Source organism: Acinetobacter ihumii (assembly GCF_900625095.1).
Taxonomy (GTDB): Bacteria; Pseudomonadota; Gammaproteobacteria; order Pseudomonadales; family Moraxellaceae; genus Acinetobacter; species Acinetobacter ihumii.
Genome location: NZ_LR130760.1, coordinates 757,576 through 781,080 on the forward strand (window position 1 = coordinate 757,576; position 23,505 = coordinate 781,080).

At 40.2% G+C, this 23,505-nt stretch carries 24 protein-coding genes and 1 other RNA gene; 9 read left to right on the forward strand and 16 right to left on the reverse strand.

From position 1 onward, the window contains the following. Positions 1–6: 6 nt before the first annotated feature. On the reverse strand, positions 7–672 hold the full coding sequence (locus tag E0D95_RS03505) for a Rossmann-fold NAD(P)-binding domain-containing protein (protein ID WP_130802579.1): 666 nt from the start codon (positions 670–672) through the stop codon (positions 7–9). A 210-nt stretch (positions 673–882) separates the two neighbouring features. Between E0D95_RS03505 and rpsT the strand changes: the two genes are divergently transcribed. Next, a complete protein-coding gene (rpsT, locus tag E0D95_RS03510) occupies positions 883–1,152 on the forward strand; it encodes a 30S ribosomal protein S20 (protein ID WP_004987979.1) in 270 nt (89 codons plus the stop codon). Between the two features lie 79 nt (positions 1,153–1,231). Continuing rightward, positions 1,232–2,224 (forward strand): acyltransferase family protein, encoded by a 993-nt coding sequence (locus tag E0D95_RS03515; protein WP_130802580.1) that lies wholly within the window; start codon positions 1,232–1,234, stop codon positions 2,222–2,224. On the opposite strand, the gene E0D95_RS03520 is transcribed toward E0D95_RS03515, so the two are convergent. Then, positions 2,219–2,962: a histidine phosphatase family protein gene (locus tag E0D95_RS03520; protein ID WP_130802581.1), complete on the reverse strand. Its 744-nt coding sequence runs from the start codon at positions 2,960–2,962 to the stop codon at positions 2,219–2,221. The genes E0D95_RS03515 and E0D95_RS03520 overlap by 6 nt on opposite strands. Before the next feature lie 59 nt (positions 2,963–3,021). Next, on the reverse strand, positions 3,022–3,882 hold the full coding sequence (locus tag E0D95_RS03525) for a 3'(2'),5'-bisphosphate nucleotidase CysQ family protein (protein WP_130802582.1): 861 nt from the start codon (positions 3,880–3,882) through the stop codon (positions 3,022–3,024). A gap of 13 nt (positions 3,883–3,895) precedes the next feature. On the opposite strand from E0D95_RS03525, the gene E0D95_RS03530 reads away from it, so the two are divergent. From E0D95_RS03530 to E0D95_RS03545, 4 genes are all read left to right on the forward strand, one after another. After that, complete coding sequence (locus E0D95_RS03530; protein ID WP_130802583.1) at positions 3,896–4,603, forward strand: HAD-IA family hydrolase; 708 nt, start codon at positions 3,896–3,898, stop codon at positions 4,601–4,603. After that, complete coding sequence (locus E0D95_RS03535; RefSeq protein WP_130802584.1) at positions 4,587–5,027, forward strand: RNA-binding S4 domain-containing protein; 441 nt, start codon at positions 4,587–4,589, stop codon at positions 5,025–5,027. Before E0D95_RS03530 ends, E0D95_RS03535 begins: the two co-directional genes overlap by 17 nt. Positions 5,028–5,186: 159 nt before the next feature. Next, positions 5,187–6,236 carry a recombinase RecA gene (gene recA, locus E0D95_RS03540; RefSeq protein WP_130802585.1) on the forward strand — a complete coding sequence of 350 codons (1,050 nt, stop codon included), beginning with the start codon at positions 5,187–5,189 and terminating at the stop codon, positions 6,234–6,236. A 51-nt stretch (positions 6,237–6,287) separates the two neighbouring features. Continuing rightward, complete coding sequence (locus tag E0D95_RS03545; protein ID WP_130802586.1) at positions 6,288–6,773, forward strand: regulatory protein RecX; 486 nt, start codon at positions 6,288–6,290, stop codon at positions 6,771–6,773. Between the two features lie 10 nt (positions 6,774–6,783). Here E0D95_RS03545 and ffs read toward each other — a convergent pair. Beyond that, positions 6,784–6,880, reverse strand: an RNA gene (ffs, locus tag E0D95_RS03550) — signal recognition particle sRNA small type. Between the two features lie 364 nt (positions 6,881–7,244). On the opposite strand from ffs, the gene E0D95_RS03555 reads away from it, so the two are divergent. Next, positions 7,245–8,138, forward strand: coding sequence for a YbgF trimerization domain-containing protein (locus E0D95_RS03555; RefSeq protein ID WP_130802587.1), 894 nt, complete (start codon positions 7,245–7,247; stop codon positions 8,136–8,138). A 62-nt stretch (positions 8,139–8,200) separates the two neighbouring features. On the opposite strand, the gene lpxA is transcribed toward E0D95_RS03555, so the two are convergent. From lpxA to rimO, 12 genes are all read right to left on the reverse strand, one after another. Next, complete coding sequence (lpxA, locus tag E0D95_RS03560) at positions 8,201–8,989, reverse strand: acyl-ACP--UDP-N-acetylglucosamine O-acyltransferase (RefSeq protein WP_130802588.1); 789 nt, start codon at positions 8,987–8,989, stop codon at positions 8,201–8,203. Further along, a complete protein-coding gene (gene fabZ, locus E0D95_RS03565) occupies positions 8,986–9,471 on the reverse strand; it encodes a 3-hydroxyacyl-ACP dehydratase FabZ (protein ID WP_130802589.1) in 486 nt (161 codons plus the stop codon). Before fabZ ends, lpxA begins: the two co-directional genes overlap by 4 nt. A 7-nt stretch (positions 9,472–9,478) precedes the next feature. Then, entirely contained in the window at positions 9,479–10,549 is a 1,071-nt protein-coding gene (gene lpxD / locus E0D95_RS03570; protein WP_130802590.1) for a UDP-3-O-(3-hydroxymyristoyl)glucosamine N-acyltransferase, read from the reverse strand. 3 nt (positions 10,550–10,552) lie between these two features. Then, positions 10,553–11,053, reverse strand: a complete 501-nt coding sequence (locus E0D95_RS03575) for an OmpH/Skp family outer membrane protein (RefSeq protein ID WP_130802591.1) — start codon at positions 11,051–11,053, stop codon at positions 10,553–10,555. Between the two features lie 48 nt (positions 11,054–11,101). Next, positions 11,102–13,606 (reverse strand): outer membrane protein assembly factor BamA, encoded by a 2,505-nt coding sequence (gene bamA, locus E0D95_RS03580; RefSeq protein WP_130802592.1) that lies wholly within the window; start codon positions 13,604–13,606, stop codon positions 11,102–11,104. 39 nt (positions 13,607–13,645) lie between these two features. Continuing rightward, a complete protein-coding gene (rseP, locus tag E0D95_RS03585) occupies positions 13,646–15,001 on the reverse strand; it encodes an RIP metalloprotease RseP (RefSeq protein WP_130802593.1) in 1,356 nt (451 codons plus the stop codon). Between the two features lie 2 nt (positions 15,002–15,003). Further along, positions 15,004–16,200, reverse strand: coding sequence for a 1-deoxy-D-xylulose-5-phosphate reductoisomerase (gene ispC / locus E0D95_RS03590; protein ID WP_130802594.1), 1,197 nt, complete (start codon positions 16,198–16,200; stop codon positions 15,004–15,006). Beyond that, a complete protein-coding gene (locus E0D95_RS03595) occupies positions 16,201–17,022 on the reverse strand; it encodes a phosphatidate cytidylyltransferase (protein ID WP_130802595.1) in 822 nt (273 codons plus the stop codon). 3 nt (positions 17,023–17,025) lie between these two features. Next, positions 17,026–17,775, reverse strand: coding sequence for a polyprenyl diphosphate synthase (gene uppS, locus E0D95_RS03600; protein ID WP_130802596.1), 750 nt, complete (start codon positions 17,773–17,775; stop codon positions 17,026–17,028). 5 nt (positions 17,776–17,780) lie between these two features. After that, positions 17,781–18,335, reverse strand: coding sequence for a ribosome recycling factor (frr, locus tag E0D95_RS03605; RefSeq protein ID WP_130802597.1), 555 nt, complete (start codon positions 18,333–18,335; stop codon positions 17,781–17,783). A gap of 81 nt (positions 18,336–18,416) precedes the next feature. Further along, on the reverse strand, positions 18,417–19,145 hold the full coding sequence (pyrH, locus tag E0D95_RS03610; RefSeq protein ID WP_130802598.1) for a UMP kinase: 729 nt from the start codon (positions 19,143–19,145) through the stop codon (positions 18,417–18,419). A gap of 55 nt (positions 19,146–19,200) precedes the next feature. Continuing rightward, positions 19,201–20,547: a 30S ribosomal protein S12 methylthiotransferase RimO gene (rimO, locus tag E0D95_RS03615; RefSeq protein WP_130802599.1), complete on the reverse strand. Its 1,347-nt coding sequence runs from the start codon at positions 20,545–20,547 to the stop codon at positions 19,201–19,203. 340 nt (positions 20,548–20,887) lie between these two features. Between rimO and glnL the strand changes: the two genes are divergently transcribed. Further along, positions 20,888–21,997: a nitrogen regulation protein NR(II) gene (glnL, locus tag E0D95_RS03620; RefSeq protein WP_130802600.1), complete on the forward strand. Its 1,110-nt coding sequence runs from the start codon at positions 20,888–20,890 to the stop codon at positions 21,995–21,997. Next, positions 21,984–23,459: a nitrogen regulation protein NR(I) gene (gene glnG, locus E0D95_RS03625; protein ID WP_130802601.1), complete on the forward strand. Its 1,476-nt coding sequence runs from the start codon at positions 21,984–21,986 to the stop codon at positions 23,457–23,459. The genes glnL and glnG overlap by 14 nt, the downstream gene beginning before the upstream one ends. The last annotated feature ends 46 nt before the right edge of the window (positions 23,460–23,505 follow it).

The window sequence follows — 23,505 nt, forward strand, 5'->3', positions numbered from 1 at the left end:
CTCCATCTAAGGCGTCGTTTGTATCTCTAAGTTATCATAAACTTTAAAATTTTCCATTTGTGTATTTGCAGCCACAATCATGCTATGTGCCACTTGCTCGGCGGTGACAGGTTTATACAAAAATGGTTTTTTAATGGTATCTTTAAGCAATAAAAATATTTTTTGTGCCGCAGCTTCAAGTGTTCGTTGCTCCTCACGCTCACCAATGAGCAACGAAGGATGAAAAATAGAAAGTTTGCTTAATGTCAGTGTTTTTAAATAATCTTCCAGTTGTCCTTTCACTCGATTGTAAAAAACAATAGAAGAAGAATTTGCCCCCAAAGCACTCACCAATAAAAGATGTGCGCCTTTATCCTGAAGTAAATCAGCAAAATGGGCATTAATTTCATAGTCAATTGCGTAAAAATTTTGTTTAGAACCCGCTTTTTTTATGGTTGAGCCCAAACAACTAAAGGCATGGCTGTAACCATTCACATCCTGATCATTGAGTAACAAAAAATCATCCAGTACAAATTGATTTACTTTAGAAAACTGATCGAATTCATCAACTTGGTGACGTACAATGACCGTCACAGCATCGAACTCAGGCGCTGCTTGTAATTGTTTTACCAAGGCCTTACCGACCAATCCAGTTGCACCAATGACAAGTGCCTTATGCTGTAGATTTTCCATATTTTAATTGCTCATGCTATTTTTGTTTTTAATTTAACGTGTTCTTTGCAATTTATCAGCATCAAAACCGTTGCAAAAACGTCTCAAGACTTGACTTCATCGCGTTGATTCATCAAAATATGCCACTTGTTTACGGGCTGGTGATAGTTTTAACTATAACCGGTGAAACTTCAGCCCGCCCAGACCAATCAAATTTCAAGGAGTGCAAGAGTGGCTAACTCTGCTCAGGCAAAAAAACGTGCGCGTCAAAACGTTAAAGCGCGTAAACACAACGCAAGCTTGCGTTCTATGGTTCGTACTTACATCAAACGTACTGTAAGTGCAATCGCATCTGGTGATTATGCTGTTGCTACAGAAGCTTATAAAAAAGCTGTTCCTGTTATCGACCGTATGGCTGATAAAGGCATCATCCACAAAAACAAAGCTGCTCGTCATAAGAGCCGTTTAAATGCTCAAGTTAAAGCACTTGCTTCTAACTAAGCAATAAATAAAAAAAGCCCTACTGGGCTTTTTTTATTGTCTTAAAATAATAATTCCTACACTCCATTTCTTTTTCGCTATGCGTGATAGCAGTCTGGATAAAGCCAAGGGTTTACTGATCTTTCTGGTGGTATTTGGTCATGTGCTTGAAAGGTTCATTGGCTGGACAACATCAAGTAGTGCATTACTTACATTTATTTATAGCTTTCACATGCCTGCATTTATCTTTATTTCAGGCTTACTGTTTAAAAATAAAAATCTTTTCGAAAAAGCTGTATTTTTTACCGTACTCGCAGTTGTCTTTCAATTCTTCTATTTTTGCTTTGAATCAGTATGGACAATCCATCAATACTGGCTCGGCTGGATCATCAAACCGTATTGGATACTCTGGTATTTATGGGGAATGGTGGCATGGAGTTTACTCACACCTTTACTCATGAAAACACATTATCCCTTATTGATCGCTGTTTGCTCCAGTTTAGCGATCGGATTATCGCCTTGGAATAATTATCTATTTTCCATGGGACGGATCTTTGTATTTTTACCTTTTTTTGTGGCTGGCGCATGCTATGGCAAATCCTTATTTGGCTACTTTCAAACGATACGCTATCCGTTATGTATAACCCTTATTAGTTTGATGGTAGTGCTTGCATTATTGGCTTGGTTACAACCCCATCATTATTGGCTTTATGGGAGTTTGTCATATCAACAACTACAGATTGACCCTGTTAAGGGGATGTTGCTGCGCCTACTCTTACTCTGCATAGCCAGTTGCGGCATTATTGCTTTAGTTAGTTATGCATCCAGACTACCCAATATTTTTCGTGGTTTAGGCGAAAATACGTTAGCCATTTATTTACTTCATGGTTTCTTGATTATTCTGTTAGCAAAACTGAGCATGTTACCGACACAAAATCCGATGCTGAGTGTCGCTTGGTGTTTATTCATCAGCACCCTACTATGTGCTATTTTAAAGGCGAAAGTTTTATCCAAAATCATTCAAGACACAGCAATGTACATCACTCAGTTATTAATTAAAGCTGGTCATTATTTCTATAAAAGTTTTCTATAGCCGCTGATTAGGCTGAATAAAATCACTGACATTTAACTGATGCACTCCACCACGCCAAATCCATTTCAGTTGGCTATTCATAAAGTCATCACCTTCAAACCAGACAAATAAGCCTTCCATCATCGCAGGCCAGTCTTCTTTATTAATCTGACTACGACCTGAAATCACCGCAACAATCGCTGCAATAATCGTGTCATGACTCACCGCCAGACTCAAGCCATTTTCAGCCTTTGGATGTGTGTTATAAATCAGTTCTAACACATCAAAAACGCCCGTAATTGGATGTTTCATTCCCGGCAAGGCGTTATTGACAAAACTATTGATAAACCCTAGCGCGCCTTGTTCACGAAAATAAGGTGCCGCCTGTTTGATATCCAATACAAAACTACCCGGCTCGACCAATAAGCCTTGCTCTACAATTTCAATTGTATGGGTATTACCACTAGGAGTAACCCGATCTGCTCCTTCAATCATTAAAGCCGCAGTATCAATACAGCGTTGAATTGGGCTTGAAATACAATGTTGAATCATTCGACCTGTATTTTCAATTAAGCAAGCTCCCCATTCCTGAGCCAATACACGACCTGGTTCGGTCAGTTGTAAATCATAACCTGCCAATCCTTGACCATTAACAATTTCACGGATTGAATGGCGTGTAAACAATGTCACAGGAACGTTGTCATCAGGCAATAAATCCATGGCCTGTAACATGCTGGGAGGTAATAGCTTAAGTGCCATATATCATCTTATATTGTCATTTTCATTACTTGCCCACTATAACATGCAGGTTAAAACTCTCAATCTGTAATCTGCGATTGCTTTAGCGCATTTAATGCTAAATCTTTTATTTGAGGTGTGGTAAACGCCAAAAAACCGGCGTTTAAGACCGTATCACGCTTATTATATTCAAAAGGCCGTCCGTTCAGAGTAATCAGCCCCCCACCGATGCTTTCCAGCAAACCCTGACCTGCACTGGTGTCCCATTCTGAAGTTGGATGAAATCTTGGATAAAGGTCAATCTCACCTTCAAGCATCATACAAAACTTGTAAGCACTACCCGCTTCGCGCCGAGTCACCACATAATTTTGCTGCTGAATACACTCGATGAATTGTTGGTACTTCGGATTTTTACTGTGATGACTTAAACCAATTTGCAACTCGTGAATGACTGGGCTTTGCATGGCTTGGTATCGCCACCATTGCCCATCATTAAACTGATATTTATAAGGCAGCTCGTTCACATAACCCAAATACACTTGCTGTTCACAAGGCACAACAATGACTGAAAACATGGTTTTACCATGTTCGATAAAACTTAAATTAATGGTAAATTCATCGCGTTCATGAATAAATTCTTTGGTTCCATCCAATGGATCAAGCATCCAGCAGCTTGACCATTGATGCCGACCAGCATTATCACTTTCTTCAGATAACACAGGAAATATAGGCTGAATTTGTGCTAAAGCTTTCATTAAAAAATGATTTACTTTTAAATCAGCCTGTGTAACAGGAGATTGATCACTTTTCTGATGAATATTAAATTCGCTTCCTGCGGTATAACTTTGGTATTCTTCAAAAAGAATTTGACTCGCTTGCTGCAACACAGGCAATAATTGTGTAATCAATGCATCCTGTGGCGCATGAGTTTTAATAAACATAGATTATCCTGTTATGCCAAATTGTAATACTTCAACTTTACCCATTGTCCTGTTTGATATGGACGGCACGCTACTCGACTTAAGTTTTGATGACTTTATCTGGAATCAGTGTTTGCCTGAACGCCATGCCAAAGTTCATCAATGCAGCTTGCAACAAAGCCACGAGACATTATCTGAGTTTTACCAACAGCACAAGCATACCTTATCTTGGTACTCATCGGACTACTGGACTGCAAAAGTCGGGGTTGATGTCTTAAAGTTACAGCAAGAATTTCAGCACAAAATTCAACCCAGACCGGGTTGCTTTGAACTTTTAGAACAACTTCAAGAACAAGGTTATCGGTGCTGGTTAGTGACCAATGCCGACCAACCAAGCCTAAAACTTAAACTTGAAAATGTTGCGCTTCGCCCTTATTTTGAAGTCATCGTCAGTAGCCAGCAATTAGGCTTTGCCAAAGAAGATATTGGCTTTTGGCAAGCCTTGCAGCAATTGCATGGATTTAATCCGACACAAGTCATTTTGGTCGATGACACTGCACAGGTACTTGAAGGTGCCAAACGGTTTGGAATTGAACAACTCATCACAATTACCCAGCCTTCGAGTTTAAAACCTGAGCGTGATCCATCTACACTAAACTACCCTGCAATTGCTAATTTAATCGAATTGCTTTCTTTTTTAGCTCAATTTTATGTTAAGGATGTTGATGTCAAAACAGCTTGAACACAATACCAATGACTCGATGCGCGTTGATAAATGGCTCTGGGCTGCACGTTTTTTTAAAACCCGCTCGATTGCCAAAGCAGCCATTGAAGGTGGTAAAGTCCATCATGACAATGAACGCGTTAAAGTCTCTAAAGAAATCCGTGTCGGGATGGAACTGACCATTATGCAAGGTTTTGAGAAAAAAACCGTGGTCATTAAAGCCCTTTCATCAACCCGTGGCCCTGCCCCTGTCGCCCAATTATTGTATGAAGAAACTGAGGTCAGTTTAGCGCGTAGGGAGTTGATTGCAGCTCAAAGAAAATTGCATAATCTAGCCCGACCTGATCATCGTCCCTCTAAAAAAGATCGTCGACAAATCAGTAAGTTTAAACAAGAAAATGATCAACAGTTTGACCAGTCATGGTCTTATCATGATGATTGATTGAATGGCTTTTTATACACGTCAGATCATGTCGTATTGACATCATCTTGACATGGAATATTAAAAATAAATCTGTCACTATACACAGGTGGAACGAGGTTAAAATTCGATACATCCACTTTGAATGATAGTGATATGACACAGTTTTGAGGTTGTGAGATGGATGATAATAAAAGTAAGGCATTAAACGCGGCCTTGAGTCAGATTGAAAAACAATTTGGTAAAAATACAGTGATGCGCTTAGGTGATAACACTGTGCAAGCAGTAGAAGCCGTGTCTACAGGTTCTCTAACACTGGATATCGCACTCGGTATTGGTGGTTTACCGAAAGGTCGTATCGTTGAAATTTATGGTCCTGAATCATCTGGTAAAACCACGATGACCCTACAAGCGATTGCTCAATGCCAAAAAGCCGGTGGAACCTGTGCGTTTATCGATGCTGAACATGCACTCGATCCACAGTATGCCCGTAAATTAGGCGTCGATATTGATAATCTGTTGGTATCACAACCCGACAATGGTGAACAGGCACTTGAGATTGCCGATATGCTGGTTCGTTCAGGTGCAATTGACCTGATTGTTGTCGACTCTGTTGCTGCATTAACGCCTCGTGCTGAAATTGAAGGTGAAATGGGCGACTCACACATGGGCTTGCAAGCACGTTTAATGAGTCAGGCACTGCGTAAAATTACAGGTAATGCCAAACGTTCAAACTGTATGGTGATCTTCATTAACCAGATTCGTATGAAGATTGGTGTGATGTTTGGTAGCCCAGAAACCACAACTGGCGGTAATGCACTCAAGTTCTATGCATCTGTGCGTCTGGATATTCGTCGTGTCGGTCAGGTCAAAGAAGGCGATGAAATTGTTGGTTCTGAAACCAAAGTCAAAGTTGTCAAAAACAAAATGGCACCTCCATTTAAAGAAGCACTTTTCCAGATTATGTATGGCAAAGGTACGAATCAATTGGGTGAAGTGGTCGATTTAGCAGTACAACAGGAAATCGTACAAAAAGCGGGTGCTTGGTACTCTTATCAAGGCAATAAAATCGGTCAGGGTAAAAATAACGTCATTCGTTATTTTGAAGAAAACCCTCAGATTGCTCAGGAAATTGAAAAACAGATTCGTGAACAATTACTCACCAGCACTCCAGTTGCCAACAGCACTGAAGATGATGAGGAAGAGCAACCAGACTTTTTAGAAAGCTAATTAAGCCGATCTCAAACGCCCTACGGGGCGTTTTTCATTTGGAATAAACTTATGTATTCACATTCAGATGATCTACCGAATAAAACACAGCTAACAGGCACACGTTTACGCTCTTATGCTTTTGCACTCCTGACACGTAAAGAATATGCAAAGGCAGAACTCATCGAAAAATTAAGCTTGTATGCACAAGATCATAATGAAGTTTTGGCACTGGTAGAGGAATTATCAGAACGCCAATATCAAAGTGATCAACGTGTAGCAGAAATGGTTTTATCAAGCCAAATACGTAAAGGAAAAGGCCCTAATCGAATTAAACAGGCACTTAAACACAAACAAGTCGATAGTAATCTAATTTCAGAAGATATTCAGGAAGTTGACTGGCTAGAACAGGCTTATCAGTTAAAACTTAAAAAATTTGGCAGTCAAATTGAAAAAGATCCAAAACAAAAAGCCAAACAGATTCGTTTTTTACAGTACCGTGGTTTTGACATGAATATTATTATGAAAGCGATTAGTCGAACGACTAAAGAAGAATGATGGGTGGCAACCCTACTAGCAAAACTCCGGCACATCGTAGATCTGCTACCGTTGCTACCTTCCGGTCCTGGCGGGGTTCACAGAGTACAATTGCGAAGCCACCAGCAGGGCTACCATTGCAAGAACAGAGTATAGAGATTTTTAGATGTGTTGCAAGTCCAAACGCATTTTTTCCTCCAGTTTTCGTTTCAATTGACTAAATCATCAACAAATTTAAAGATTTGAAAAATTTCTCATCGCTAAATTTTCAAGTTAAGCTTATTCATGAGTTCATTTATCGATGAAAAACTGGAGATATACAACCGAAGCTTGCTCAATCTATAAAAACCGAAATGCTAAAATATTGTAATTACTTATTGCAATTCTATGGCAGGGTGTTTTTAATGGCATTTGCTTTGAATTTGTTTTTTATGTTTGAATGAATAAAAAACAATGGCTTGACGTTATATTTAAAATTATGGATTGTGGCTTATGCTAAAAAAGCATTCTTTATTCGCGATTACCCTGCTCTGTGGCTCCTCTATTTATGCCAATGTACCTATTGAATCTCGTGGCTTAAGCCAATCCAATGCTGGATCACCAGCAACTGTAGATGATCAACCTGTCGCGACCAATCTCAACTGGCAATTGATGCAAAAAAACCAACAGCTTGAAAATGATATACGTGTGCTTCGTGGTCAATTAGAAGAGCAAGCTTATGCGATTGATCAACTAAAAAAAGATTTAGCCAACCGTTATACAGATTTAGATCAACGTCTGGAGCTACTCAATCAAAAAGTTGATCCTGATAGTGCAGCAACAGATGAAAATGCTTCTAGCGATACAAGTACAGCAACGCCAGCCATCAGCAACAATACACAGGCACCAGCCAATACCGAAACTCAACAAACCAGCACGACCACACCTGCGGTGGCTCAAACAACAAGTGCGCAGCCTGTGGTAAACTCAGCCCCTAATACCAATACAGCCCCAGCATCAACACAAAATAAAGATTCAGCAGAACTTGATAAAGCCGCTTATACCGTTGCGCTTGATGCGTATAAACAAGGCGGTGCTAAAAAAGCCATTGCACCCATGGAAAACTTTATAAAAAATCACCCCAATAGTATTTATACCCCTAATGCTTACTTTTGGTTAGCTGAATTTCATTTGGCTACAGATCCTGTCAATTATGTTGAAGCAAAAAAGAATTATCAGATCGTCGCAGATAAATATCCAACATCGAGTAAAGCACCGCGTTCTTTATATCAGCTGTACAGCATTGCAAAAGATGTAGATCACAAATCTACAGTAGCCACTCAATATAAAAATAAACTACTTACCAGCTACCCTCAATCTGAGGAAGCAGGTTTTGTTAAGAAATAAAATGTCAAAAACAAAAAAGACACATCTGAAATGTGTCTTTTTTATTTCATGAACACATAGAACTAACGAATAATTCCACGTTTTGAAGAGGCTACAGAATCAATCAATAATTGAACTTCTGCTACTTCAGGTAAAATTTCAGCGCGAATTTGATCTAATGCTTGTTCAGTCGTTAAACCTGATTTATAGATAATTTTAAAAGACTCGCGTAAGCCATTGATCACATTTTTTGACCAGCCTTTACGACGCATCCCTTCTACATTCATCCCAAATGCATGCGCTGGATTACCAGAAACCATGACATAAGCAGGAACATCTTTTAAAATTAAAGATGCGCCACCAATCATACTAAACGAATCAATTTTACAGAATTGGTGAATTCCTGAATTCCCTCCCACCACAACATAATCCCCAATATGAACATGCCCTGCGACACCCACATTATTGGCAAAAATATTGTTGTCACCTACCACACAGTCATGTGCAATATGCGTATTGACCATGAGTAAGTTATGACTGCCAATTTTAGTCAGACTTTGATCCTGAATAGTACCGCGATGTAAACTGCAATGCTCACGAATACGGTTATGATCGCCTATTTCAAGCCAGGTTTCCTCACCATTATATTTTAGGTCCTGACAAATTTCTCCAACACTGGCAAACTGAAAAATTTCATTATGTTCACCAATCCGTGTGAAGCCTCCAATCACAACATGTGAATGGAGTTGAGTCCCTGCACCAATGCTTACATTGGGTCCAATCACACAATAAGGTCCAATTTTAACATCGGAAGCAATGACTGCGGATGAGTCAATAATAGCGGTTGGATGAATGAAGTCGTTATTACTCATGCCTGCTCTGTTATCTGGTGCGAAATCATAATTTCTGCGGTCGTTGCTACAATGCCATCTACGGTAGCCGTACAATTATATTTGTAAATGCCACGTTTTTGCATCACTAACTCTGATTTTAAGACGAGTTGATCACCTGCAACAACTTGTTTTTTAAAACGTACTTTCTCTGCACCTGCAAAAAGGAACAAAGAACCTGCTTTCGGTTTTTCATTGTTCATGATAAAACCCAAAATACCTGAAACTTGTGCCAAGGCTTCTACAATTAGCACACCTGGCATAATCGGATATTCAGGAAAATGTCCTTGTAAAAACTCCTCGTTGATTGAAACATTTTTATAACCAACAATGGAGTTTTCAGTAACTTCAACCACACGGTCAACCAGTAAAAATGGATAACGATGTGGCAGATATTCACGGATCGTTTGAATATGCATTGGCAATTCAGGGATCGTAAACGCGGGAGTTTTTGACTCAGTCATCATATTTCTATTTACGCAATTTAAAGGTTGATTCAAGAGACTCAATTTGAGTCTGCATATGATCGAGTCGTTTGAGTAGTTGGGTCAATGGCACATCTGCTAATTGTCTAAAGCGAACAATCGTTCGTTTCCATTGATTATTTTCAAAAAGTCCAGTTCCTGAAGAATAGGTTCCTGCTTCAAAAATACTTTTTGTGACCATTGACATTCCTGTCAGGGTTACATTATCAGCAATATTAAGGTGACCTGCAATGCCACAAGCTCCACCAATGATACAGTTTTTGCCAATGCTCGCGCTACCCGCAATCCCTGTTTTGGCAGCAATTGCAGTATGTGCACCAATACGAACGTTATGCGCGATTTGCACAAGGTTATCAATAATGACGCCTTCTTCTAAAATTGTGTCATCCAGAGCGCCACGATCAATACTACAATTCGAGCCAATTCTGACATCATTGCCAATGTGGACTGACCCTAGTTGTGCAATGCGATGCCATTTCCCTTGATAAGGTGCAAAGCCAAAACCCTCACCACCCACAACGGTATTGGCGTGAATTCGAACCCGATTTTTGACTTTGGTTTCACCAGTTAAAGTTACATGGGATTCGATAAAGCAATCCTGACCAATCTCGACAAAATCACCTAAAATCGCATGCGCCAATATGACTGTATGATCACCCACTACGCAGTTTTCACCAATGACCACATAATGCCCAATATAAGCGGTATCAGAAATAATCGCGGATGGATGAATTTGTGCAGTACTTTCAATACCTGTTTCTTGCACTTTTTTTTCAAAGACATGGGTCAATTGAGCAAAAGCCAAATAAGGATTTTGCACGACGATAAAATTTTGATGCTGTGTCAATTGATCTTTTAATTCAGCAGAAACGATTAAGGCACCCGCCTGCGAATTTTGCGCAGCTTCAAGATATTTATCGCCATTCACGAATGAAATTTGGTTTGAGTTCGCTTGTTCGAGACTTGCAAGCCCAGTAAGAGAAAGGTTTTGGTCACCCAAAGGCTCACCCTGAACAAGGCGAGCCAGATCTTCTAAACGATAACTGCGTGCTTTCATTGATTATTTAATTGCATTAACCTTTTGAATCATTTTATCAGTTAAATCGTTCTTAGCGTCATAGGCAACTGCGGCATTTTTATTCAAAATGAAGTCTAAATTATTTTCTTGACGCAATTGTTCCGCAGCTTGTTTGACACGCGTCTCAAAAGTGTTATTCATGGTTTGCAATGTACCTTGCACACGTGTTTGCAAACCCTGTTGAGTCGAGTTAAATTCGCTCAGTTTTGTCTGATATTGCTGATTAAGTTTTTGTACATCAGCCTCTTTCATATTGCGACCTTCAGTTTCCGCTTTTTGACGCAAACTATCCAGCTCTTTACCCAACTGTTCGAGTTTGGTCGTGGTTGGTTTTACCGACTGATTTAAACTTGCATTTTGTTGCTTTAAATAGGTACTACTATCTACAACTTTTGCCAAATCAACAAAACCGACACCCGCTGCTTGAGTTAAGCCTGAAACCGATAAACCAATTCCTAATGTTATTGCTGCAAATTTATTCATTTTCTCTTCCTTATCCTGATATTTTCTAACAATTAGATAAAGACCGCACTAGAAAGTACGGCCAATTTCAAATTGAATTTCCTTGGTTTCATCACCATCTTTATCATTCAATGGGAATGCATAACTAAGTGACAGAGGACCAATCATGGTAATCCATGTAAAGCCAACACCCACACTATAACGAAGATTACTTAAATCAAAATTATAGTTATCTTTACAGTATTGTTTTGCATCTACAGGTGTTTTAGATCCATCTAAGTATAGGTTACCAGAGGCTGTTTTACATTGAGTATCAAATACTTGACCGCCTTCAGCAAATAATACTGGACGCACTTGACGTGTCCAATCACCTTTAAATGGCAATGGTAATGCAAGTTCAGCACCAAATTGTACAAGCGCATTACCACCCACTTCTTCTGGATCCCAGTCACGGGTTTTGCTCTCGTTATACGTTACACCCGGATATTTTGGTCCCAGTGTATTAACGTCATAACCACGCACTGAGCCATAACCACCTGCAAAGAAGTTTTTATAGAATGGTAAATCATTACCATAACCCAACTTACCGTAGCCGCGTAATATAAAGTCATGCCCAATTGGGAAATAGGCTTGTGCATCATAGGTTGCTTTTTGGTAATCGACATCACCACCCGGCAGACCTACTTCAAGATTTAAACGATGATAAGTACCAGAAGTAGGGAAAATTGGACGGTTAAGTGTATTATATGACCATCCTAGATTCAGGTTATAAGTAAAGAACTCACCTTCGAATGCATTATCAAAAGGTTTCATGGTGCCTTTACATTCGTATTCACCTGTCTCTGAATTTAGCTCGTAATCGCCATCACAGTATTGTCCCTGACCTGTTACCTTACCACCATTTTTAAGTAAGTAATCCCGTACATAGGTCGATACATAAGGACCTGTAGTCACTTTGGTATTATCTACACCAATAGACGCACTTATGTTTTGGTTTTCATCGATTGGATAACCAAAACTTAGACTACCACCAATACTGTCTGTAACATAGTTACTCACGTTATAGTCATCGTTCAGTTTGGTTTTACGATAGTACACGTTGTAACCACGGCTGACACCATCAATGGTAAAGTACGGGTCAGTTACACTCAGGTTATAGTAATCTTGCGTTTCAGAGCGTGATAAATCAATCGCAACACGGTTGCCCGTACCCAAGAAGTTGGTTTGGCTTAAACCTGCCTGAAAGGTGACACCACCACTTTGCGAATAACCTACTGCCAATGTGGTCGTACCAGAGTGTTGTTCTTCAACATTCACATTCAGGTCAACTTGATCTGGTGAGTTTGGTACACGCACCGGTTTTACATCGACAGTTTTAAAGAAACCTGTACGTTCTAAACGAACTTTAGATAAATCAATTTTTTCATTACTCGCCAATGCGCCTTCCATCTGACGCATTTCACGACGTAATACTTCATCTTCAGTTTTACTATTTCCAGAGAAATTAATGCGACGTACCGTTACTTGTTGCCCCGGATTGATATAGTAATTCATATCAACAGTACGGGTTTCATTATTAATTTGCGGCACAACATTGACATCCGCAAAGTAATAACCGGCATTTCCATATTTGCGTAGTAATAATTGCTTGACAGCATTTACTTTTTCTTGCGAATACGTATCGCCATCTTTATAAATTTTCAACGCCTGCAATTCTTCAGGTTTATAGAGTGCATCACCTAAAAACTTGCTTTCACCAAATTTAAATTGCTCACCTTCATCCACAGAAACTTCAATAAAGATATGCTTTTTATCTTCACTAATGTTGAGCTGTGAGTTATTGATGTTGAAGTTGATATAACCTTTGTTTAAATATAACGCTCGTAAAGCTTCCAGACTGGCTGCCATTTTTTCGCGTGCATAGCGGTCATTACGTGTAACAACCGATGCCCATCCAGATTCTTTCACTGCAAAAACTTGTTTAATATCGTCATCACTGAACACAGTGTTGCCAATAATATTAATATCAAAAACTTTTGCAGGCTTACCTTCGTAAAATTCGATATTCAAGTCAACACGGTTATTTGGACGTGCCGTAGTCGTAACTTTAATATCAGCATCGTAACGACCTTGCTGAGTATATTGTTGTTCAAGCTCAGTTTCTAAAGTCTGTAAAGACGATTTTTTTAACACTTCGCCCTCAGCAACGCCCATCTTCTTTAAGCCATCTTGCAAGGCTTCTTTCGGAATGAGTTTATTGCCTTTAAATTCAATTTTTGAAATAACAGGACGTTCTACAACTTTAAACACCAAAACATCATTTTGTTTATAAGTTTGAATATCATCAAAAAGACCAGTCGCATAAAGTGTACGAATGGCATCAGCAATGGTTGGATCGTCGACACGATCACCACTGTTTATCGGCAACATGGTATAAACATTTGCAGGAGTTAGGCGAACTAAACCTTCGACTTTAATATCTCGTGCAATGAAGTCATTCGCTGCATATGCTTGTTGTACTGCCGCCATAGCACTAACAAGTGCCAAAGGCATTAATAAATGTGTGTGCCGCATGCCAGATTTTTCCAGTAAGTTAATTTTTCCATCTAAACGTCATAAACGCATAAAATCATTAAAGAGAGCCAAGAGCATCATACTGCCGAGCAGTACCATACCAATTTTTAAGCCCATCATTTGTATTTGTTCGGAAACAGGTTTACCGCGAATTGCTTCAACAAAATAATAAACCAAATGTCCACCATCCAACATAGGGATAGGCAATAAATTTAAAATTCCAAGACTTACACTCATCAGTGCCATAAATGAGATAAAGGTTTGCCATCCCATCTCAGCACTTTGCCCTGCAACTTTTGCAATGGTAATAGGACCTGAAAGATTGTCCAGCCCAATCAAACCACGAAACATTTTTACAATCGAATTTAAAATCATGCCAGAAATTTGCGTGGTTTTATCCACCGCCATAACGAGCGCTTCGGCAGGATTATATTGAATAGTTTGTTTATATTCGGCAGGAATGTTGACTTTACCCGGGTTGCTTTGCACACCCAACATTCCAGTCGTATTCCCCATATTGTCACGTTTGCCTTGTGGCATAACCTGCAAATGAACCATTTGTCCATCACGAAGCACATCTATCTTGAGTAACTTTTCTGGTGACTTTTGCACTACATCCACGACATCAAACCAGTCTTTCATCTTGATGCCATTAATTGCCATGATTTGATCGCCAACTTTCATACCTTGGCGAACGGCTGCACCATCTTCACTTAACTGATGAATAACCGCAGGCATTTCAGGACGATACGGCAAGAAACCCAGTACGTCTAATGCAGACTGTGATTGATCTTTTAAAAAACTGTGAATTGGAAGATTCACAGTTTTTTCTGAACCATCTCGATCTACCAACATCTGAATCTGGCCTGTTTCACCCGCGCGGTCAACCAGAGCAAAATTAAGTTTTTCCCAAGTAGCAGTCTCACGACCATCAACTGCCAGAATTTTATCGCCAACTTTTAAATCGACCTGTGCAGCAGGCGTATTCGGTAAAACCTTACCAATACGTGTGTTTAATTGTTCTTGAGAAGGAATAAATAAAATCCAGAACAAAACCACCGCGAACAACAGATTGATCAATGGACCAGCCGCAACAATGGCGATTCTTTTCCATGGAGACTGACGATTAAAAGCATAAGGCAAATCAGCTTCAGCAACATTGCCCTCACGCTCATCCAGCATTTTTACATAACCACCCAGCGGTAAGGCAGATAGCTGATATTGAATGCCTGATTTTTTTGAAGTCCATTTGAGTAAAGTAGGACCAAAACCGATTGAATAAACCTGAACCTTTACACCCAACTTCCGTGCGACCCAATAATGACCAAACTCATGAATGGCAATCAACGGCCCAAGCAACAGAATTGCTGCAACAATGATAAAAAGAATATTCATGTTCAGCCTCCTGCGTTAGCCACAAACTGATGTGCTACATCACGAGCGAATCGGTCCGTATCTAAAATGGTTTCTATACTCTGTGCGCAACCATTTTGCACGTGATTGAGCGTATGCTCAACCACTTCCGGGATCATGGTAAATTTTATTTTCAAATTTAAAAATGCCTCGACCGCAACTTCATTGGCCGCATTTAAAATGGTCGGTGCAAGTCCACCATCCCGCATTGCCTGTCGTGCCAGACTTAGCGCTGGAAACTTCACAACATCTGGTTGCTGGAAATGAAGATTTGAATGCGTGAACAAATCAAGTGCTGGGACATGCGTCTCTAATCGCTCTGGCCATGCCAGCGCATGAGCAATTGGAGTACACATATCTGGATTTCCCATCTGTGCCAAAGTAGAACCATCAATATATTGAACCATGGAATGAATAATACTTTGTGGATGAATTACGACTGTAACAAAATGTTCAGATATTGAAAACAAATGGCAGGCTTCGATCAGCTCTAAGCCTTTATTCATTAAAGTAGCAGAATCAACCGAAATTTTTTGGCCCATGGACCAATTGGGATGCTTACAGGCCTGCTGTGGTGTCACAGCATGTAATTGTTCGAGTGAATGATTCAGAAATGGACCGCCAGAGGCAGTAAGTAAAATTTGCGAAACCCCTAGTTGCGGCTGACCATTACGTTCGATATTTAAATAATTTTGCGGTAGGCACTGGAAAATTGCATTATGTTCAGAGTCGACTGGAAGTAGCAACGCATTGTGATCACGTGCAGCCTGCATCATAATCTCACCAGACATGACCAATGCTTCTTTGTTGGCAAGTAAGACCCTCTTACCTGCTTTAATGGCAGCCAGTGTAGGTAAAAGTCCTGCTGCACCCACAATGGCAGCCATAACTACATCCACCTGTGGGCTTTGTGCCACTGAAATTAAACCGTGTTCACCAGCCAATATTTCAACATCATCTACAGTTAATGCATTTAATTCAGCTTGCAGTTCGTCAACTTTGGATTCAGGTACAACGGCAATTTTAGGCTGAAACTGTTTACATATTTGAGCAAGTTCTTTAATACGGCTATGCGCAGTTACTGCGAAAAGCGTATATAGATCAGGGTGACGTTCCAGTATTTTTAAAGTACTTTGCCCAATAGAACCTGTTACACCAAATACACAAACAGATTGAGTCATTTATAAGTCTACGCCAATAAGCTTTAATAAATACATACCTGCTGCAAAGATAGGAGCAGCGGCAAGTAATGAATCAATACGATCTAATACACCACCATGACCGGGCAAAATTCGACCAGAATCCTTAATCCCTGCGCGGCGTTTAATCATAGACTCAAACAAGTCTCCCAACACAGAAGCAAAGACTGTCAAGACGGAAAGAATGAGAAACATCATATGCTGTGCGAGTGTTAGATTCAGATAGTTCACTTGCACAACAACAATAATAATAATGGCCAATACCACGCCACCAATCAGACCTTCAACTGACTTATTTGGACTAACTGTCGGTGCAAGTTTATTTTGACCAAATTTACGCCCGACAAAGTAAGCACCTGAGTCTGCCCCCCATACCAACAGGAACAAATACATCAACCACCACGGAGAACTTTTCCAGACTTCAAAAATGGCCGTCACAGCCGCTGCCACCAATATTAAACCAATAATATATAGGGTTGCATTATACCATCCATCATAATCAGGATAAGCTTTCACCCAGAAGCTACTGACTAACCATGTCAAAATAGAGGCACACCAAAGTAAAATCGCGATTTCACTATAACAAAGTGCCAAAGCAGACAGTACCGCTACGGCTAAGCCATATGCCCATGCTTTAGGTTTAAATACAGCCGTCTCTCGCGGCATTAATTTAAACCATTCATAGCCAGCAACTCCAGCTGCTACAATCATTAGCCCAAACATTGGATAATATGAACTGGTTGCAAACATACAGGTCAGTACCACTGCGACCAGTACCAATGCGGTAATTATCCGCTCTAACATTTATTAATTCTCAATTTTCTCTTGGTGAATTTGTTCCGAGGTTTTACCAAAACGGCGTTCACGTCCTGCAAACACCTCTAATGCATGGTCAAACTCTGCAACAGAAAACTCTGGCCAAAGTGTTTCGGTAAAATAAAATTCGGCATAAGCAGCCTGCCAAAGCAGGAAATTAGACAAGCGATAATCACCACCTGTACGAATAAGCAAATCTACAGCAGGTAAATTGTTCAGACTAATCCGCTGATTAAACAACTGTGTATCAATCTGTTCAGCATTGAGTATTCCTGCTTGCACGTCTTTTGCAATTTGTTTTGCAGTATGTGCAATATCCCACATTCCACCATAACTAATTGCAATGGTCAGCGTCATGCTGTCAAAACTAGCAGTCTGCTGTTCGGCATGCAACATTAATTGTTGTAGCTGAGGAGATAAACGTGCTCTATCACCAATAAACTGAAGTGCGATATTGAATTTTTCCATGCGTGGAAGTTGCTCATGAATAGTCTCTTCGAGCAATTTCATTAACAAATCGACTTCATATTGGGGACGATTCCAGTTTTCGCTAGAAAATGCAAATACTGTTAGCGCCTGAACACCTTTATTGCGACAATGCTCCACAATAGGATCTAGACTATTTTTTCCTTCACGATGCCCATCTCCTTTTTGCATTTGATTTTTTTTAGCAAAACGGTTGTTGCCATCCATAATGATAGCAACATGTTTTGGAAGATGAAGCTCTTCAGAAGCAGTCATCAGGTTTAGACCTTCATCAATTCAGCTTCTTTAGCTGCCAGACGTTTATCGACTTCAGCCACATATTTGTCGGTAATTTTTTGAATATCATCACCTGCACGACGCTCATCATCTTCAGAAATTTCTTTATCTTTCAATAATGATTTAATATCACCTAATACATCACGGCGAATATTACGAATCGCAACTTTGGCATTTTCAGCTTCTGAACGTGCTACTTTTTGCATATCACGACGTGTTTCTTCGGTCAGTGCTGGTAAAGGTACACGAATTGCGTCAGCGGTAATTGGGTTTAAACCCAAATCACTTTCACGAATCGCTTTATCAATTGCAGACACCATTGTACGTTCAAACGGCTGTACAATTAGGGTACGTGAGTCTTCAACACCAACGTTTGCCACTTGATTTAAAGGCACATCAGAACCGTAGTAAGGAACCATGACACCATTTAAAATTGATGGATGAGCACGGCCTGTACGAACTTTGGCAAAACCTTGATCAAGAGATTCAAGGGTTTTTTGCATGCGTTGTTCGCTGTCTTGTTTGAGATCGTTAATCATATGATCTTCCTTACTTATTCATTCAAGGTGTAATTACTAAATTTAGTCGAGTAGTATAAAGAGCTTTCTAGGTTACGTACATTATTTCGTAACGTGAGTTCCTTCTTTTTCACCCATCACAACGGATAATAAAGCACCCGGCTTGTTCATATCAAAAACCTGTAGAGGCACGTTATGATCACGACATAGGCAAATAGCAGTCAAATCCATTACCCCTAACTTTTCATCCAATACTTGATCAAAAGTTAAATGATCATATTTTACTGCATCATCGTATTTGCTTGGATCTTTGTTGTACACACCATCGACTTTGGTGGCTTTCAAAATCAAATTCGCTTCAATTTCAATGCCACGCAAGCAAGCTGCTGTATCGGTGGTAAAAAATGGGTTACCTGTACCTGCAACAAAGACACACACTTCGCCTTGGCTCAGGTAACGAATCGCATCGCGGCTTGAATACGGATCCACCACTGTGCCAATCGACAGAGCTGACATTAAACGGGTTTTGATATTACGACGGACTAAAGCATCGCGCATTGCAAGACCATTCATCACCGTAGCCAACATGCCCATCTGGTCACCGGTTACACGCCCAACCAAACCATCTTTTTGTAATTGACTACCACGGTATAGGTTTCCACCACCCACCACGATGCCCACCTGAACACCTAAACCCACAAGATGAGCAATAGATAATGACATTTGATCAAGCACTTGTGCATCAATCCCCATCTCTTTATTGCCCGATAATGCCTCACCAGAAAGCTTAAGTAGAATGCGTGAGTAACGGGGGCTGTTAGAATCCGCCATGCTAAACTCCAAAATACAATGTGTTAAAAATAAATTTTGTTGGTTGCAACACAAATCATTTCGCTGATTTAATTTTAATCAACTTTGCAAATAAATCGTATTCGTCTGCATCTGTAATTTCGACTTCAAGTAAGTCACCCGCCTGAATTTTAGACTTATCAATGTCTTCTACAAAGACATTGCCATCAATTTCAGGTGCATCTGCATAAGAACGCGCCACAGCAACTGGATATTCATCTTCCAGACTGTCGACTAAAACCGTCATAGTCTGTCCAATACGCTGTTGTAATTTTGCCGCAGAAATGGCTTGTTGAACTTGCATAAAACGTTCATAACGCTCTTGCTTAATCTCTTCAGGCACATGATCTGGCAAGTCATTTGCTGTGGCACCTTCAACCGGCGAATAAGTAAAGCAACCCACTCGATCAAGCTGCGCTTCTTGCAACCAGTCTAAAAGAATTTGAAAGTCTTCTTCGGTTTCACCCGGGAAGCCAACCACGAAAGTTGAACGAATGACCAAATCAGGACATTTTTCACGCCAAGTTTTTAAGCGTTCAAGGGTATTTTCACTATGGGCTGGTCGCTTCATCAATTTTAAGATGCGCGGACTGGCGTGTTGAAAAGGAATATCTAAATAAGGCAGGATTTTACCTTGAGCCATCAAATCAATGACAGCATCGACATGCGGATATGGATAAACATAATGTAGACGCACCCAGATTCCCAATTGACCCAGTGCTTCACACATATCGTAAAACTTGGTTTTAACTGGCTGACCATTCCAGAAATCCAGTTTGTACTTGGTATCTACACCATACGCAGAGGTATCCTGAGAGATCACCAATACTTCTTTAACCCCTGCGCGCTTCAGCGCAGCCGCTTCTTCAAGCACTGATCCCACTGGACGTGAAACCAGATCACCACGCATGCTTGGAATAATGCAGAAAGTACAACGGTGGTTACAGCCTTCAGATATTTTTAGATAAGCATAATGTTTTGGTGTGAGACGAATGCCCTGCTCAGGAACTAAATCGACAAAAGGATTGTGTTTTGGCGGTGGCGGTACATATTCATGTACAGCTTCCATTACATCCTGATACGCTGCTGCACCAGTCACTTTTAAAACGTTCGGATGCATTTGACGAATTTTATCTTCGTCCTTACCTAAACACCCAGTCACAATAACGCGACCATTTTCATTCATGGCTTCGCCAATGGCATCTAGGGATTCTTGTACCGCAGATTCAATAAAACCGCAGGTATTGACTACAACCAGATCGGCACCGTCATAATCCGATGCAACCTGATAACCTTCAGTACGTAACTGAGTTAAAATTCGTTCAGAATCTACCAATGCCTTAGGACAACCTAAAGAGACAAAACCGACTTTGGGGGACTTCATGAATCTGCGCTCCACTTGAATCCGCGTATTGTATGACGTTTCTCGCAATAAAAACAGGTGGAATATGAACAGTTCGTTTAATGCACCAAAATACAACCAATATTTCTTACAAAAATCATAGTTGCACCATTATGATTCAATTTAAGCAAACAAAATGCATACTTTGTTTTTAAATCGATCAAATTTAATCATTTTTGCTCGTTTTTAATACAAGCGATGTATTAAGTTCATTTTCACATAAAGTTGGCGTACATCTTGCTTATGTTATGTCCCATTACAGGGAAAAACTGGATTAAATGTAAATGTCATTGCGCTATTATAAGACAGGAAACATTTTCTAATGGATCAAAGACCGACCATTGACTACCGACTACTGGTTGATAATTTAACCACAGCCATATTGTTGGTCGATAGCGACTTGAATATTTTTTATCTCAATTCTTCTTGCGAAGCGTTGTTTGATATTAGTTTGCTACGTGCATCAGGTTTGCCGGTGCTCAATCTATTACATTCGCCAAATGACAGTTTCAATACCCATGAAGCATTATTGAATACATTGAATTCTGGACAACACTACACACGGCGTGAAGCTGTGATTAGTGTCAACTTTAAAGAAATTCATGTCGATTATTCTGTTTCTGCTTTAAATACGGGTAAAAACTATCATCCACTGCTTTTAATAGAGCTTAATCCGATTGATCGGATGCTAAAAATTTCTAAAGAAGAAAATTTGATTCAGCAGCACCAAGTTGCGCGTCAGCTCATTCGCGGTGTTGCACATGAAGTCAAAAATCCTTTAGGCGGAATTCGTGGTGCTACACAACTATTAGCACGTAGTTTAAATGACCCCAAATACACAGAATTTACCGATATCATTATTAATGAAGTGGATCGTTTAAGAAATCTGGCAGATACCATGCTGGGCTCACGCCAACTGCCAAGTTATGAAGATGTCAATATTCATGAGCCTCTGGAGCGCGTACGTTCTCTTATCGTCAACCAAACCAAGAAAAAGATTAAAATTACACGGGACTATGATCTGTCATTGCCTGATGTAAAAGCTGACCGTGATCAACTGATTCAGGTCATGCTGAATATTAGTGTCAATGCGATTCAAGCCATGACCGAAAACAAAGAATTTTTTGTTGACCATGATCCAGAACTCATTTTAAGAACACGTATTCAGCGTCTGGTCACCATCAATGGTTTATTAAATAAATCGGCGGTTCGTATCGATATTGAAGATAACGGCCCCGGTGTACCACAAGACATTTTAGAGTCCGTTTTTTATCCGCTTGTGACAGGACGAGCTAAAGGAACAGGACTTGGCTTAAGTATTGCACAGAATATCATGCATCAACACAACGGAATGATTGAATGTCAATCCGTCGCGGGAAAAACCACATTTAGCTTATATTTACCTTGGGAGTCAGACCGTGTCGCGAAATAAAATATGGGTAATTGATGATGATCGCGCCATGCGATGGGTACTGGAAAAAACCTTCAAAGAAGAAGGTTTGGATGTGACCAGTTTTGAAGAAGCACAAACTGCACTGGATCAATTGGCTGAAGATGCGCCAGATGTCATTCTTACCGACATTCGTATGCCAGGAATTGACGGTCTGACCTTTTTGGGTAAAGTTAAAAATAACTATCCCGATTTGCCTGTAATTATTATGACAGCACATTCAGATCTGGAATCTGCTGTTTCAAGCTATCAAACTGGTGCTTTTGAATATTTACCAAAACCTTTTGATATTGATGAAGCTTTAGCTCTTGTTCATCGTGCAATTTTACATGTGAATAAGTTACAGCAACAAGAAGCAGCAAAAACCACTTCACCGGTTCAATCGACTGAAATTATTGGCGAATCACCTGCCATGCAGGAAGTATTTCGTGCAATTGGTCGACTTTCACAGTCACATATTACTGTACTGATTAATGGTGAGTCTGGTACAGGTAAAGAACTGGTTGCCCACGCCTTACACAAACATTCTCCACGCAGCAGTAAACCTTTTATTGCCTTAAATATGGCTGCCATTCCAAAAGATTTGATTGAAACAGAACTTTTTGGACATGAAAAAGGTGCGTTTACAGGTGCTAACACCCAGCGTCAGGGTCGTTTTGAGCAAGCCAACGGCGGTACGTTATTTTTAGATGAAATTGGTGACATGCCATTTGAAACTCAAACCCGCTTACTTCGTGTATTGGCTGATGGTGAGTTTTATCGTGTTGGTGGACACATCCCTGTAAAAGTCGATGTCCGCATTGTCGCGGCAACACATCAAGACTTGGAAAAATTGGTGAATGAAGGACGTTTCCGCGAAGACTTATATCATCGTTTAAATGTCATTCGTATTCACATTCCAAAACTTGCACATCGCAGCGAAGACATTCCAATGCTTGCGCAACACTTTTTGGCACGTGCAGGTAAAGAACTTGGCGTGAGCCCAAAAATTCTTCGACCTGAAACAACCGACTATATGCAACAATTGCCTTGGCCGGGGAATGTGCGCCAACTGGAAAATACTTGCCGCTGGCTCACCGTGATGATCACAGGACGGGATGTTTATCCAGAAGACTTACCTTCTGAATTAAAACAGATTCCAATTCAAAAATCAGGCGAGCAGGCAACCACACCAATGGGCGTCGATCGTATTTCTCTGCATCATTGGGACGAATTACTTGGTCAATGGGCCATTCAAAAACTAAAAAATGGCGAAATGAAGATTCTTGATATCGCCACTCCAATGTTTGAACGCACTCTGATTAATGCAGCCTTACAACAAACCCGTGGTCGCAAACGCCACGCAGCTGAACTTTTAGGTTGGGGTCGCAACACGCTTACCCGTAAATTAAAAGAACTTGGTATTGCTGCTGAAGATGATGCTGAAGAAGAAGCCGAAATCTAGGGTTGATGATTAAGTATAAACATTAAAGGGCAGTCACATTGACTGC

Excerpts from the sequence above, each read along its gene's own strand:
- E0D95_RS03505 (WP_130802579.1), bottom strand. The coding sequence starts at position 672 with ATGGAAAATCTACAGCATAAGGCACTTGTCATTGGTGCAACTGGATTG.
- E0D95_RS03515 (WP_130802580.1), top strand. The coding sequence starts at position 1,232 with ATGCGTGATAGCAGTCTGGATAAAGCCAAGGGTTTACTGATCTTTCTG.
- E0D95_RS03520 (WP_130802581.1), bottom strand. The coding sequence starts at position 2,962 with ATGGCACTTAAGCTATTACCTCCCAGCATGTTACAGGCCATGGATTTA.
- E0D95_RS03525 (WP_130802582.1), bottom strand. The coding sequence starts at position 3,882 with ATGTTTATTAAAACTCATGCGCCACAGGATGCATTGATTACACAATTA.
- E0D95_RS03530 (WP_130802583.1), top strand. The coding sequence starts at position 3,896 with ATGCCAAATTGTAATACTTCAACTTTACCCATTGTCCTGTTTGATATG.
- E0D95_RS03535 (WP_130802584.1), top strand. The coding sequence starts at position 4,587 with ATGTCAAAACAGCTTGAACACAATACCAATGACTCGATGCGCGTTGAT.
- recA (WP_130802585.1), top strand. The coding sequence starts at position 5,187 with ATGGATGATAATAAAAGTAAGGCATTAAACGCGGCCTTGAGTCAGATT.
- E0D95_RS03545 (WP_130802586.1), top strand. The coding sequence starts at position 6,288 with ATGTATTCACATTCAGATGATCTACCGAATAAAACACAGCTAACAGGC.
- E0D95_RS03555 (WP_130802587.1), top strand. The coding sequence starts at position 7,245 with ATGCTAAAAAAGCATTCTTTATTCGCGATTACCCTGCTCTGTGGCTCC.
- lpxA (WP_130802588.1), bottom strand. The coding sequence starts at position 8,989 with ATGAGTAATAACGACTTCATTCATCCAACCGCTATTATTGACTCATCC.
- fabZ (WP_130802589.1), bottom strand. The coding sequence starts at position 9,471 with ATGACTGAGTCAAAAACTCCCGCGTTTACGATCCCTGAATTGCCAATG.
- lpxD (WP_130802590.1), bottom strand. The coding sequence starts at position 10,549 with ATGAAAGCACGCAGTTATCGTTTAGAAGATCTGGCTCGCCTTGTTCAG.
- E0D95_RS03575 (WP_130802591.1), bottom strand. The coding sequence starts at position 11,053 with ATGAATAAATTTGCAGCAATAACATTAGGAATTGGTTTATCGGTTTCA.
- bamA (WP_130802592.1), bottom strand. The coding sequence starts at position 13,606 with ATGCGGCACACACATTTATTAATGCCTTTGGCACTTGTTAGTGCTATG.
- rseP (WP_130802593.1), bottom strand. The coding sequence starts at position 15,001 with ATGAATATTCTTTTTATCATTGTTGCAGCAATTCTGTTGCTTGGGCCG.
- ispC (WP_130802594.1), bottom strand. The coding sequence starts at position 16,200 with ATGACTCAATCTGTTTGTGTATTTGGTGTAACAGGTTCTATTGGGCAA.
- E0D95_RS03595 (WP_130802595.1), bottom strand. The coding sequence starts at position 17,022 with ATGTTAGAGCGGATAATTACCGCATTGGTACTGGTCGCAGTGGTACTG.
- uppS (WP_130802596.1), bottom strand. The coding sequence starts at position 17,775 with ATGACTGCTTCTGAAGAGCTTCATCTTCCAAAACATGTTGCTATCATT.
- frr (WP_130802597.1), bottom strand. The coding sequence starts at position 18,335 with ATGATTAACGATCTCAAACAAGACAGCGAACAACGCATGCAAAAAACC.
- pyrH (WP_130802598.1), bottom strand. The coding sequence starts at position 19,145 with ATGGCGGATTCTAACAGCCCCCGTTACTCACGCATTCTACTTAAGCTT.
- rimO (WP_130802599.1), bottom strand. The coding sequence starts at position 20,547 with ATGAAGTCCCCCAAAGTCGGTTTTGTCTCTTTAGGTTGTCCTAAGGCA.
- glnL (WP_130802600.1), top strand. The coding sequence starts at position 20,888 with ATGGATCAAAGACCGACCATTGACTACCGACTACTGGTTGATAATTTA.